The sequence below is a fragment of the Prevotella sp. 885 genome (assembly GCF_002265625.1).
GTDB lineage: Bacteria > Bacteroidota > Bacteroidia > Bacteroidales > Bacteroidaceae > Prevotella.
Genome location: NZ_NOVE01000022.1, coordinates 36,296 through 50,091 on the forward strand (window position 1 = coordinate 36,296; position 13,796 = coordinate 50,091).

At 48.9% G+C, this 13,796-nt stretch carries 12 protein-coding genes; 6 read left to right on the plus strand and 6 right to left on the minus strand.

The features are described 5' to 3' along the window. The first annotated feature begins 11 nt into the window (after positions 1-11). Positions 12-1,652, plus strand: coding sequence for a hemin receptor (locus CHL74_RS08200; RefSeq protein ID WP_094880681.1), 1,641 nt, complete (start codon positions 12-14; stop codon positions 1,650-1,652). A 124-nt stretch (positions 1,653-1,776) separates the two neighbouring features. On the opposite strand, the gene CHL74_RS08205 is transcribed toward CHL74_RS08200, so the two are convergent. Next, complete coding sequence (locus CHL74_RS08205; RefSeq protein ID WP_176452204.1) at positions 1,777-3,072, minus strand: glycoside hydrolase family 28 protein; 1,296 nt, start codon at positions 3,070-3,072, stop codon at positions 1,777-1,779. A 206-nt stretch (positions 3,073-3,278) separates the two neighbouring features. On the opposite strand from CHL74_RS08205, the gene CHL74_RS08210 reads away from it, so the two are divergent. From CHL74_RS08210 to CHL74_RS08220, 3 genes are read left to right on the plus strand one after another with little or no spacing between them, the layout of a single operon-like run. Beyond that, positions 3,279-4,577: a M18 family aminopeptidase gene (locus tag CHL74_RS08210; protein WP_094880683.1), complete on the plus strand. Its 1,299-nt coding sequence runs from the start codon at positions 3,279-3,281 to the stop codon at positions 4,575-4,577. A gap of 3 nt (positions 4,578-4,580) precedes the next feature. Continuing rightward, positions 4,581-5,315, plus strand: a complete 735-nt coding sequence (locus CHL74_RS08215) for a class I SAM-dependent methyltransferase (protein WP_094880684.1) — start codon at positions 4,581-4,583, stop codon at positions 5,313-5,315. Further along, positions 5,312-5,710: an FKBP-type peptidyl-prolyl cis-trans isomerase gene (locus CHL74_RS08220; RefSeq protein WP_094880685.1), complete on the plus strand. Its 399-nt coding sequence runs from the start codon at positions 5,312-5,314 to the stop codon at positions 5,708-5,710. Before CHL74_RS08215 ends, CHL74_RS08220 begins: the two co-directional genes overlap by 4 nt. 35 nt (positions 5,711-5,745) lie before the next feature. Here CHL74_RS08220 and pflA read toward each other — a convergent pair whose 3' ends face one another. Further along, positions 5,746-6,468: a pyruvate formate-lyase-activating protein gene (gene pflA, locus CHL74_RS08225; RefSeq protein WP_094880686.1), complete on the minus strand. Its 723-nt coding sequence runs from the start codon at positions 6,466-6,468 to the stop codon at positions 5,746-5,748. Positions 6,469-6,656: 188 nt separating this feature from the next. Here pflA and htpG point away from each other — a divergent pair, with 188 nt between their 5' ends. Then, entirely contained in the window at positions 6,657-8,714 is a 2,058-nt protein-coding gene (htpG, locus tag CHL74_RS08230; protein WP_094880687.1) for a molecular chaperone HtpG, read from the plus strand. A gap of 122 nt (positions 8,715-8,836) precedes the next feature. On the opposite strand, the gene CHL74_RS08235 is transcribed toward htpG, so the two are convergent. Genes CHL74_RS08235 through CHL74_RS08245 form a run of 3 tightly spaced genes read right to left on the minus strand, consistent with a single transcriptional unit; the run spans position 8,837 to position 11,788 of the window. After that, entirely contained in the window at positions 8,837-9,502 is a 666-nt protein-coding gene (locus CHL74_RS08235; RefSeq protein WP_094880688.1) for a trimeric intracellular cation channel family protein, read from the minus strand. Further along, positions 9,499-10,455 (minus strand): D-2-hydroxyacid dehydrogenase, encoded by a 957-nt coding sequence (locus CHL74_RS08240; RefSeq protein ID WP_094880689.1) that lies wholly within the window; start codon positions 10,453-10,455, stop codon positions 9,499-9,501. Before CHL74_RS08240 ends, CHL74_RS08235 begins: the two co-directional genes overlap by 4 nt. Positions 10,456-10,513: 58 nt before the next feature. Further along, on the minus strand, positions 10,514-11,788 hold the full coding sequence (locus tag CHL74_RS08245; RefSeq protein WP_094880690.1) for a replication-associated recombination protein A: 1,275 nt from the start codon (positions 11,786-11,788) through the stop codon (positions 10,514-10,516). A 189-nt stretch (positions 11,789-11,977) separates the two neighbouring features. On the opposite strand from CHL74_RS08245, the gene CHL74_RS08250 reads away from it, so the two are divergent. Next, complete coding sequence (locus tag CHL74_RS08250; RefSeq protein ID WP_094880691.1) at positions 11,978-12,781, plus strand: hypothetical protein; 804 nt, start codon at positions 11,978-11,980, stop codon at positions 12,779-12,781. A 263-nt stretch (positions 12,782-13,044) separates the two neighbouring features. Here the strand turns inward: CHL74_RS08250 and CHL74_RS08255 are convergent, their stop codons facing one another. Further along, entirely contained in the window at positions 13,045-13,566 is a 522-nt protein-coding gene (locus tag CHL74_RS08255) for a helix-turn-helix domain-containing protein (RefSeq protein ID WP_094880692.1), read from the minus strand. Positions 13,567-13,796: the final 230 nt, after the last annotated feature.

Sequence of the window (13,796 nt, forward strand, 5' to 3'; positions counted from 1 at the left end):
CATATTATATTATGAAAAAGATATTTTCGCTCATGGCAGCCGCCATGCTTACTACGGCAGCCACGGCACAAGAGACATACGACAACGCCCCGCTCGCACAAAAAGACCTTAACGGTACGGCACGTTACGTGGGTATGGGTGGAGCTATGGAGGCTCTTGGTGCCGACATCTCAACGATGGGCACCAACCCTGCCGGTATCGGAATGTTCCGTCGCAGCGTCATAAACGGATCGTTCGGATTCAGTTCGCAGTCGGACGCAGAGGAGTTTAACGGCGCTGACAAGACCAAGATGAGCTTCGATCAGGCAGGCTTCGTCTATTCGATGCGCTCAGGACGCTCTTCGTTCGTCAACTTCGGCTTCACATACAACAAGAGCCGCGACTTCAACCAGATTCTTACTGCAGCCGGACGCTTGAACGGAGCTTCGCAGAACAAGTTGTCTGGCATGAAGAACTATAACGGAATCTATAAGCTTCGCAGCAAGAACGGTACGCTCTCAAGCCCTGACGCCACCTGCAGCCAGCTGGACTATCTGTACAGCAACGTCATTCTCGGCGACGGCAACAGCATCCTTGCTGACAAGAACGGCAATATGATTGGCGACAATACCGACGGATTCCTTATCCGTAAGGACGGCTTTTCGCCTACGTTCTATAATGCCACGGACTACAGCTTCGGCAGAGAATCGTCAGGATATATCGGAGAATACAACTTCAACATCAGCGGCAACTCAAATGACCGCTTCTATTGGGGTTTTACTTTCGGACTCTACGACGTGCATTATGACGCAACGACACAGTACTCCGAGAACCTTGTGGACGGAAGCAACAGCATCGGAAGCGTAACCTTAAGTGACAGAAGAAAGATTACCGGTTCTGGATTTGATGTCAAGGCAGGTATAATCTTCCGTCCTGTAGAGGAGTCGCCGTTCCGTGTAGGTCTCTACGTACACACTCCGACATGGTACGACCTTACGTCAAAGAACTATACACGCCTGGACAACAAGCTCCAAGAGAAATACGGAGCACACGACTACGGAGACATCAACGAGGCGTACGACTTTAAGTTCTACACTCCTTGGCGTTTCGGCGCAAGCATCGGACATACCGTCGGCAACTATCTGGCACTCGGCGCCACGTACGAATATGCATACTACTCCACCTCTGACATCCGCATTAACGACGGAGGAACCGTTGACTATTGGGGCAACTATTATGACGAGAGCCATAGCGATGAGGCTATGAAGCAGAACATCAAGCAGTCGCTGAAGGGCGTACATACGCTGAAGCTCGGTATGGAGTTCAAGCCGGAGCGCAACTGGGCTGTACGTCTTGGATATAACTACGTATCGCCGATGTATAACAAGGAAGGCTATAAGGACGGCACCATCAATTCGTACGGCACTTACTATAGCTCTACGACAGACTACACCAACTGGAAAGCCACAAACCGCATCACGGCTGGCGTAGGCTACAGCTGCCGCAACTGGACAATAGACCTCGCCTACCAGTACAGCCAGACCGACGGCGACTTTTATCCTTTCATGAGCAATATTAGCAACGACAGACATGAATATAACAACGTATGCGACGCTGTTAAGGTAAGCAACAAGCGCAACCAGCTGCTGCTCACATTGGGATATAAGTTCTAAAAAACGGCATCAGTCTTATAACTGAATTAACATAAAGAAAAGCCTTCGCCCTTGTGGTTTCATACACAGGACGAAGGCTTTTCTTGTTTTTATGCGCATTTATTATTTCTGCACGGCTAAGTTCTTATTTCTGGTCAGCCAAGCGCACGCCTTTGGCAAGGTTTTCTTTTCCTACATTCTGACACATATACGCCTTTCTGTATTCTCCACCCTTCACGCGCAGAGTGACATCACGCACATCCACCTCACCAACATTACGGAAGAACATTCCCCAACATGGGAATACGGGCCATTCGCTTGTGGGTCTGTCAACGAACCATGCCGGAAGTCCGGGGTCGTCAATTCCGTCGAACTCAAGATCACAATGCTTTAATGTCACCTTGTCCGTAGGAGCCATTCCCCAACTCTTCACAGAAAGAGCCATACGAGTAACGTCACGGGCAGTCAGATTCTCCACAACGATGGTTCCGCAGGTGTTGTCCTCACCAAGAGTCACGCAAAGCGGCGAGAGCACACTCTCCACCTTGTTGCGACGGATGAAGATGCGATCCATGCGTCCCGGAGCCTTTCCCCATGCGCCCGGTTCAAGATTGATGGCGTGTTCAGAACGTGTGCGATGCGAAGTGATATGCTCGTATTGTCCCGGTCCGTAGATATTGCAGTCGGCAATCTCAAGGTCCGTGGAAGGCATTATCATGCGAATGCAGTTGCAGGACGAATTGAGCACGCATCTGCTTATCTTCATCTTCTCCCAATATCCTCCCGCAATGGCGTCATCACCGGTATGGATCTGACATTTCTCTATTCTGACATCCTTACTACCACGGATATGTATGCCGTCCCATCCACCTTCTATAGTGAGATTGCTGAAAGCCGAACGGTCAAGACGATAAGCAAGGAAAGCATAATTGGCAGAACGCCTGACCTTAAAGTCGCACATCTTAACGTCTCGACATCCTGCCATCAAAACCGTATGAGGACCACGCATGTGCTCCTCGCCAAGCGGATTGCGCACGTCGCCACCATCTATGCAGCCAGCACCTTCAATGCCAGCACCCACACATCCTACAGCGAAAATCATAGCCTTCGACCATTGTGGATCCGTAGCGCTATTATAATTGACAGTTCCCTGTCCGCTCTCGTAGCGCGAAAGATCGAGGTCGGTCACCAGAGACGAATAGTCGGACAAACGGCTGGAGCCGAGCAATACTGCTCCTTCGTTCAGCCTCAACGTAACGCCAGAGCGCAAGAATACGCTACCTGTTGTGAAGGTTCCATTCGGCACCTCCACCACTCCACCGCCCTTGTCAGCACAGTCGCTTATGGCTGTGTTTATTGCTTTGGCATTATTCACAGTTGTGTCATTCGGCACAGCACCATAAGAAAGGATGCTGACCACGATTGCTAACAAAAAATTCATACGATATAGGTTTATTATAAGTTTTATGATTTGTTTTGTATGACTATATAATGCAAAAACAAAATTACATATAAAAGTAGAGATATTCCGTACGATGACCAGTTTTTTCAGCAAATCCTCTGAGGCTTCCTTTGTGATGTAGGAAGAATTCATTAAATTTGCAGAAACTAAAAAAACAATCAAGAAACCATATCAATACCAAAATTATGATAAAACGTCTTTTAGACTTTCTCGACAAGTCGCCCGTGAATTTCCTGGCAGTAAAGAACATTGTGAGCGAACTGGAGCTTAACGGCTACCACCGTATTGACCCAAGCATGCCATTGCCCGAGCTGAAGGCTGGCGAAAAGCTTTACGTCACAAAGAACGACTCGTCGGTGTACGCCTTCCGCATCGGAAGACAGTCGATTGCCGATAAAGGCTTCCACATGATATGCGCCCATAGCGACTCGCCGACATTCCGCGTAAAGCCAAACGCCGAGATGCTGTCGGAGGGAGGCATGGTAAGACTTAACACAGAGGTGTATGGCGGACCTATCATGTCTACATGGATGGACCGTCCGTTGACTCTTGCCGGTCGCGTGATAGTACGTGGAGAAGACGTTATGGCTCCTGAGACCATGCTCATCCACGTGAAGCGCCCATTGCTGCAGATAACCAATCTCGCCATCCACTTCAACCGTCAGGTGAACGACGGCGTGAAGCTGAGCAAGCAGAAGGACATGCTGCCCCTGCTTGGACAGATAACCAACACGCTGGAAGCAGGCAATCTGCTCATGAACATAATTCTCGAAGAGCTCAACAAGGAGCGTCCTGTAAGCAAAGAGGACATCCTCGACTTCGACCTTTATCTTGCTGACGCCACACCAGCATGCACATACGGCGTACACAACGAGATGATTTCGTCAGGCAGACTGGACGACCTGTCGATGTGCTTCGCCGGACTGGAGGCTCTGCTTGCCGCAAAAGACAGCGACACTACGCAGGTGCTTGCCATCTTCGACAACGAGGAGACCGGCTCACAGACCAAGCAAGGAGCTGCCAGCCCGTTCCTCGCATTCATGCTTAAGCGCATAGCCTTGGCACAGAGCAATACGGAGGAGGCTTACTATCAGGCTGTGGAGCGTGCCTTTATGATTTCGGCAGACAACGCCCACGCTTGGCATCCCAACTATCCTGAGAAATACGATCCAACAAACCATCCCGTTCTCGGCGGTGGTCCTGCCATCAAGTTCAATGCTGCACAGAAGTATGCAAGCGACGCCGTATCGGCAGCCATCTTTGCCGGTATATGCCAGAAGGCTGGAGTGCCATGCCAGAAGTTTGTCAACCATAGCGACGTAGCCGGAGGCAGCACACTCGGCAATATCCTTGCTTCCTCAATACCATTGAAGGGAGTGGACATGGGCAACGCCATACTTGCCATGCACAGTTGCCGCGAGACTGGAAGCACGAAAGACCACGAATACTGCGTCAAGGCATTCACAGAATTCTATAACCAGTAAAGAATGCAGACAGACACACTATCTATATCGCAAGACCCGATGGGAGCTGCCATACGCGACTTTCACTTGACGGGGAAAGCAGGAAGGCTACGCGTCTTGTCCTCTATGTTCGAAGAGGACGAGATGCCCGTGGCTCACCTTTTCAGAACCTTCAAGGACATGCCGCGTACCGAGCAGCGTGCCTTGGAGGAAGCTTACGGCAACGTGCTGGACATCGGAGCTGGTGCCGGATGTCATGCTTTGGAACTGCAACAACAAGGCAAAAGCGTGAAGGCTATAGACATATCGCCGCTTAGCTGCGAAGTGATGAAGGAACGTGGAGTGAAGGATGTGGAATGCACGAATGTGTTCTGCCCGACTTTCATCGGACAATTCGACACAATCTTGCTGCTGATGAACGGCACGGGTATAGCCGGAAAACTGAGCAACCTGCCTAATCTCCTTAATCGCCTGAAACAACTAATGAGTAAGGACGGACAGATTCTGATAGACTCTTCTGACCTTAAATATATATACGAAGACGAGGACGGAGCCTTCGACATCGACCTTAACGGACCGTATTACGGAGAGGTGGATTATCAGATGGTTTATCGTAACGTCAAGGGAGAACCTTTCGACTGGCTATATACAGACCCGACTATGCTTAAAGCAGTATGCGAACAATGCGGTCTGAAATGCGAAATAATAGAGAAAGGCGACCACTATGACTACCTCGCAAAGATAACATTAGCAATATGAACAAACGAGAATACGCAAAGGCGAACCTTGACTGGCTCGCAGAAAAAGCCAAGGAAGAGGGCGTAAATGCTCTTCCAAGAGGAATATACTATAAGGTGTTGTCGAAAGGCAACGATGACGGCAAGCACCCTACCCCACGCAGCATCGTCACGGCACACTATACCGGACGAACCATAAACGGAAAGAAATTCGACTCAAGTCGTGGCGGGGCACCACTCGCTGTCCGCCTGTGTGACCTGATAGAAGGATGGATAGTGGCAATGCAGCAGATGTGCGTCGGCGACAAATGGGAAGTGTATATCCCTGCCGATATGGGATATGGCAAGTTCTCGCAGCCAGGCATCCCCGGCGGTTCCACTCTGATATTCGAGATAGAACTGCTCGGAATTGCCTGACGCAAGCCTTTAAGCAAGGTTTAGTTACGTTTAAACTATTGACAAGGTTTAAACTTAGACAGCATATTACGAATCTCAACAGCCCGCTCTAGCGACAGGGCGGGCACACCATCCAACCTATAACGCATACCCATCTTCTTATACTTGTAAGTTCCGAGAGTATGATAAGGTAGGATTTCTATTTTTTCCACACACTTGTAACGCCCTACATGTTCGCCAAGACGGATGAGCCAATTGTCGTCATCCGTAACGCCGGGAACAACAACGTGGCGTATCCAAGTTCTTATGCCGCGCTCCTCAAGCTTGTCCAAGAAAGCAAGGTTATTGTCCTGTTTGATACCTGTCAGCTTAGGATAAAGCTCAGTATCCATAGTCTTGACATCCAACAACACAAGATCTGTCTCGTCAAGCACGCGCAAGGCATCTTCCGTACAGAAAGCTCCACTTGTATCGAGTGCTGTATGCAAGCCTTCTTTATGGCAAAGACGGAAATACTCTCTCACAAACTCAGCCTGCATCAAAGGCTCGCCACCAGATACGGTAACGCCACCGTTCTTTATAAACGAACGGTAACGCAGAGCCTCATCCACAAGTTGCTGCGGTGTCATCTCATACTGACATGTCCCTTTAGGATCCCATGTATCGGGATTGTGACAATACATACAACGCAAGGGGCAACCCTGCATAAACGCCACAAAGCGCACACCGGGACCGTCAACGGTTCCAAAAGACTCTAAAGAATGAATGTGTCCTATCATGGATGCAAAGTTAACACATTACGGCGACTCTGACAAGAAACCGACAAAACTAAAAAGACATGGCATACCAACACAATCAATACGATATCGTTTGGCACGCATTTTGCATACCTTCGAATGCATGATTACACGTGCACAAAACGGAATAAACAAAAAATAAATAACTAATAAATACACATAAAACAATTATGGCACAAAAAGGTAATATCGGCGTAACAACCGAGAACATATTTCCAGTTATAAAGAAATTTCTCTATTCTGACCATGAGATTTTCCTGCGTGAGATGGTGTCAAACGCCGTTGACGCAACACAGAAGATGAAGACTCTTGCTGAACGCGGCGACTTCAAAGGCGAGCTTGGCGACCTTACCGTACGCGTAAGCCTCGATGCAGACAAGGGTACGCTTACCATCAGCGACCGTGGTATCGGCATGACAGAAGAAGAAATCAACAAATACATCAACCAGATTGCCTTCTCTGGCGTAACAGACTTCCTCGACAAGTATAAGGACAACGCCAATGCCATTATCGGCCACTTTGGTCTCGGCTTCTACTCTTCGTTCATGGTGAGCAAGAAGGTGGAGATCGTGACACGCAGCTATAAGGAAGGCTCTAAGGCCATCAAGTGGAGCTGCGACGGAAGCCCAGAGTTCGAGATTACGGACGCAGAGAGAGCAGACCGCGGTTCGGACATCATCCTTTACATCGATGACGACTGCAAGGAGTTCCTTGATAAGCTGAAGATTCAGGAACTGCTCAACAAGTACTGCAAGTTCATGGCTGTGCCTGTGGCTTTCGGCAAGAAGACCGAATGGAAGGACGGCAAGCAGGTTGATACTGATGAGGACAACATCATCAATAGCGTGGAGCCGCTTTGGACAAAGACCCCAAGCACTCTCAAGGACGAGGACTATAAGAACTTCTACAGAACACTCTATCCGATGCAGGACGAGCCGTTGTTCTGGATACACCTTAATGTAGACTATCCGTTCAACCTTACTGGTATACTCTACTTCCCCCGCATCAAGTCAAACATTGAGCTGCAGCGCAACAAGATACAGCTCTACTGCAACCAGGTGTTCGTAACAGACCAGGTGGAGGGCATCGTTCCTGAGTTCCTTACACTCCTCCACGGAGTTATCGACTCACCGGACATTCCTCTGAACGTAAGCCGCTCATATCTCCAGAGCGACGCCAACGTGAAGAAGATATCTAAGTATATCACGAAGAAGGTGGCAGACCGTCTGGCAAGCATCTTCAAGGAGAACCGCAAGGAATATGAGGAGAAGTGGGACGATCTCAAGATATTCATCAACTACGGTATGCTCTCGCAGGAAGACTTCTACGACCGTGCTAAGGACTTCGCCCTGCTGAAGGACGTAGACGGCAAGTACTTCACATTCGAGGAGTATCAGACTCTTATCAAGGACAACCAGACCGATAAGGACGGCAACCTCATCTATCTCTACGCCAACGACAAGGAGGCAGAATACAGCTACATAGAAGCAGCCAAGTCAAAGGGCTACAGCGTGTTGTTGTTGGACGGACAGCTCGACACTCCTATGGTATCAATGCTGGAGCAGAAGCTTGAGAAGACCCGCTTCTCACGTGTAGACGCTGACATCGTGGACCGCCTCATCGTAAAGGAGGACAAGAAGGAGAGCGAACTGGCTAAGGCTGATCAGGACAACCTCTCACAGGCTTTCCGTTCACAGCTGCCGAAGGTGGAGAAGACTGAGTTCTACGTGGACGTTCAGGCTCTCGGCGAGCAGGCTCTGCCGGTACTTATAACCCAGAGCGAGTATATGCGCCGTATGAAGGAAGCCAGCAAGTTCCAGGCAGGCATGTCATTCTACGCTCAGATGCCGGACGCTTACAACCTCGTGCTCAACAGCGACCATCCGCTTATCAAGAACGTACTCGAGAACGAGAACAAGGAATGCGCCGACCAGCTCAAGCCGGTTGTATCTGAACTCAAGGGTCTCGAGGCACGACTTGCAGCTCTCCATCAGACTCAGAACGGCAAGAAGCCTGAGGAAATCACTCAGGAGGAGAAGGATGAGGTGAAGACAACCGAACAGTCCATCGAGGAGCAGCGTACCAAGAAGAACGACATCATCGCTTCTTACGCAAAGGGCAACAACGTCATCCATCAGCTCATCGACCTTGCCTTGCTGCAGAACGGCATGCTGAAGGGTGCTGCGCTCGACTCATTCCTCAAGCGCTCTGTAGACATGATTAAGTAAAAGCGCTATCAAACGCATGAACATGTATTGAGACATACATAAACAATTAAGCCCTGTAAAGGCAAGAACAAGAAGAAAAACTCTTCACCTTGCCTTTACAGGGCTTTTTGTTTTTATTAAGCTTATTGTTTGTCCTGCTTTTGTTGCGTATCATCAAAGTCCTCTCCTTGCAGGACAGGCAGCGAGATATGATACTTTACAGCCAGAATGCGTATTATAACGACTAAAAAGAAAGCTATAATTACAGATAATGTCATATCACAACCCCACTCCACAAGACCCCAATATGCGGCGCCTCCGATGATGCTCGCCATGGCATAAATCTCCTTCTGGAATATTACGGGGACGTTATTGAGCAGCACGTCACGTATCACGCCGCCAGCCGAACCGGTCATCGTACCCATAATGATAGCCACCCAGAATGGGTAGCCGCAGTCGAGGGTCTTCTGCAAACCAGCCACCGTGAACAGCGCCAAGCCAAGCGTATCGAAGAAGAACCACGTATTGTCAAGACGCTTCAACGAGCGGGCAAACACAATGACGAACACCTGAGCCATAAACGTACACACGAGATATATGGACGAAGTCATCCAGAATGGCGTGACGCCAAGCAGAAGGTCGCGCAACGTACCGCCACCAATAGCGACAGCCACGCCACACACGAATCCTCCAAACCAGTCGAATCGCTTTGCCGCAGCATGACGAATGCCGGAGATGGCAAAAGCGAACGTACCCAGAAATTCTATAACATTAAGCAAAGGTCCGTACAAATCCTCTGTTGGCATCATACATTTACGACGTTTACGGGATTGCCATTAAGGAACGAACGGATATTGTTCTCCGCTATATCCATAAGTCGGAGACGAGCCTCTTTTGTAGCCCATGCCACGTGCGGGGTGATGTAAGCGTTGGGCTGTGAGAAGAGCGGATTGTCAACTGACGGCGGCTCGCTGCACATCACGTCAGCACAATATGCGCCCAGCTGACCAGACTCCAACGCAGCTGCCACGTCCTCTTCGTTGACAAGCGGACCACGTCCTGTATTTACGAGCACAGCTCCATGATGCATCTGTGAAAGGCTCTTACTGTTAATCATCTCACGTGTGGACGGTGTAAGCGGACAATGCAGCGTTATGATGTCACACGCGCCGAACATTCCGTCCATTGTGGTCTTCTGAATGCCGGCGGGCAAAGAAGCCGAGCCCTTGCTTGTAACAGCGAAGACATCCATGCCGAAAGCCATGGCAAGCTTAGCCACCTTCATGCCGATATGTCCCAAGCCCACAATACCGATGGTCTTGCCAGCCAGTTCCACCAACGGCGTGTTCCAATAACAGAAGTCAGGGCAACGTCCCCAAACACCATCTCTCGACTCACGTGCATAATGGTCGACATGGTTTGTGACATTAAGAATATGTGCAAAAACCATCTGCGCCACGCTGTCCGTGCTGTAAGCAGGAATATTGGTAACAACGATGCCACGACGACGCGCAGCCTCCATATCCACAACATTATAGCCAGTAGCAAGCACACCTATATAGCGCGTATTTGTGAGTGCGTCTATCGTAGAGGCATCAAAGACCGTCTTGTTGGTCAACACTATTTCGGCATCGCCTACATGAGCGAGCACGTCATTCTTGTCAGTACGCGGATATACCGTCAGCGTACCGAACTGCTCTATCTGTTTCCATGAGATGTCACCAGGATTGACACCCTGACCATCTAAAACTACTATTTTCATCTTTTCTTTAATTGGTTATTTATCCTGTTTGTTTTAGTATTATATATCATTTAATGGGCTATTCCTCAAACCTCTTGCCCCAACAACGGAGCATCTGCTGATACGACTTCTCCTCTACAGGCGAGTGCTGCGCATGCCATATACGCCTGTCTGTCAGAGCGTCGGGCATATACTGCTGCTCCACGAAGTTGCCTGGATAGTCATGCGAATACTTATATCCGTCATGATAACCGAGATTTTTCATCAACGACGTCGGAGCATTACGCAGATGCAACGGCACGGGCTGATTGCCGGTCTCGCGCACCAGAGCCAAAGCGTCGTTAATGCCGCAATAAGCCGAATTGCTCTTCGGGCTTGTGGCAAGATAGACCACAGCCTCAGCAAGCGGAATGCGTCCTTCCGGCCATCCTATCTTCATTACGGCGTCAAAGGCGGCATTTGCCAACAGAAGCGCATTAGGATTGGCAAGTCCGATGTCCTCAGCCGCACTTATCACAATACGTCGGGCTATGAACTGCGGATCCTCGCCAGCCTCTATCATACGAGCCATCCAGTATAAAGCCGCGTCAGGATCAGAACCGCGTATAGACTTGATGAAAGCCGATATGATGTCGTAATGCATATCACCACCCTTGTCGTAGGCAAGAGGGTTCTGCTGAAGCCTGTCCACAACCTTATCGTCCGTTATAACAACATCATCGCCGCTCTCCGCCTCCACCACAAGCTCCAGGATGTTGAGAAGCTTGCGCGCGTCGCCACCGCTAAAACGGAGCATGGCGTCAGTCTGACGAAGCTCTATATGGCGCTTCTTGAGTTCGATGTCCGTCGACACAGCACGATGGAGCAGTTCCTCAAGGTCTTCCTTCTCAAGCGGCTTGAGCACATACACCTGACACCTTGACAGGAGCGGACGTATGACCTCAAAGGACGGATTCTCCGTAGTGGCGCCAATAAGCGTCACCACGCCACGTTCCACAGCACCAAGCAGCGAATCCTGCTGAGACTTGCTGAAACGATGGATTTCGTCAATGAAGAGAATAGGAGAATTGCTGCTGAAGAACCGTCCGCTCTTGGCACGCTCAATGACGTCGCGCACGTCTTTCACGCCGCTCGTCACGGCGCTCAACGTATAGAACGGAGTCTGCAACTTATTGGCTATGATCTGCGCCAACGTGGTCTTTCCCACGCCCGGAGGTCCCCACAGGATGAATGAGGAAATCCGTCCCGCATCAATCATCTTACGCAAGACAGCTCCCTCGCCCACCAAATGCTTCTGCCCGACATACTCGTCGAGAGTGCGTGGTCTTAATCTTTCTGCTAAAGGTTCACTCATATACCACACAAAATTATACAATATCTTGCAGACCCCCAAAAGAATTGGCTTAAAATAAGATTAAAGTAAAGGGCGGAATTAATATTAATTGATTACAGCCTGGTATTTTGTCTATAAAAAACTTGTAAGTTAGAAGTAAAGTATTTACTTTTGCACCACATTTATCCAGATTATAACCAAAATCATAATATGAGACAACAAAAAACTTTAACACTCAAAACGCTGACAAAAAGTAACGTATGGGAAGTTCAAGAGAACGACATTTTCAGAATGTGGGAAGCCGCATCCAAAGACGCCGATTTCAAGGACAACAGAAGACACTATTTTGATGTAGTCCGCAGTGCTTTCGAGATGGAGGAAGTCAAGATAGACCGCCCCGAGGTCATTAAGAAGTACGAGGCACGCGACTTTAAGGTTGGAATTCTCCAGAATGACGAGAACGACCACACTAAATGGGCCATCAAGAAGCGCCCCATCAAGCGTGTGACAGACCTCACTTACGAGAACATACGTCATATCTCAGCAACTACGCTCATCGAGGTTCTGGAGCGCAACTTCGGCGGCGGATGGGACTCGCTGTCGCAGAGCATTCAGGACATCATCGAGAGCGGATTCGACATCAGCACAACCACATTGCCTAAGGACCGCCTGCACAAGCCAGGAGGTATGTACGAGAAAAAGATAAACGACGGTTTCGAGGTGCTCGAGATTCCGAAGGGCGCATGGGTTGAGGCCATCTTCGCCAAGGAAAAGCCCGAAATGGAGAAGCCTGAGATGCACAAAGAGGACAGCGATTTACGCGACAAAGACTATGACGACGAGGATGACGAAGAAGAAGACGACCTTCCCGACAGCAAGTATGGCGACGACGAGGATGACGACGACTTCGACGAGGACAAGCTTACCGAGGAAAGCTATCGTACCACCTTCGACACAGACCCCGAGGACCTCTATCTGGAGGCTGAGGACGTAACGGACGACGACGACAACTAATTTTGACGGTAGAAATTATCTACATTATAATAATAAAGCGGCAAGGACAACTCTAAGAAAGAACGTCCTTGCCGCTTTTGTTTTTGTTATATCATCATCATACCGAACTTGCAATAATTATATCATATAGCCTTTCACATAAAGCCTAACGGCGTTATGTAACATCTATAGAGCTTGTTTTAATTATCAATAGGGCATGTTTTAGATAATTAAAGCGCCACTATAGGGAAACTAAAGCGCCACTATAGGGAAAGCATTACGCTTCAGCTACGTTCCTTCGGCACAAAAGTCTCCCACGTCTGGTCGTCATAAAAGATTCTGATTTCGGATATACGGCGTTGCGGTTTGTCACATTTCTTTATCACTACAACCTTACCTTCCTTACTGCCATTAGCCTCCATACCTGCTTCATCACTCGTCATCTGATCGTCTGATCCGTCAGATGCCCCATAGGGGAGAGGAGCGTCATTACCATACAAAGAAGCAGACGGAGCATCCGAGAAATCGACTGTCAAGCCATTGTCCTGACCACGCTTAGCCGACTCATTACCATGCTGATCAGCCGCTACGTCAACAGTCTTAAACATCGGTCCGACACCGAACATGAGCCAGTCAGTAGAGATATCTCGGAACCTATTCTTTATGGCTTCCACTACAGATAGGGAAGGGCGGGTGCGTCCGGTGAATATGCTGCTGAGCGTCGCAGGAGCAATTTTTATATAGTCAGAAAACTCCTGTTGGGTCATCTTCTGGCTCTCCATTATTTTCTTTATACGATCCTTCATTTTTGCTTTGATTTTACGTCTTCATTGATTTGGGGCAAAAATGCGCCCGAAGAGGCACTTTTGCCAACATTTACAAAGGTAAAACTTTTTATTAGAACTCACAACATTTACGAATATTAATTTGCAATGTCAAATCATTTAGGATTGTTTAGTTTCAGAAATTCATAGGAATTGATTCGTTTTAGAATAGTGGCTTTTAGACCGTCATGCGGCTTAACCCTTCTTTTAAG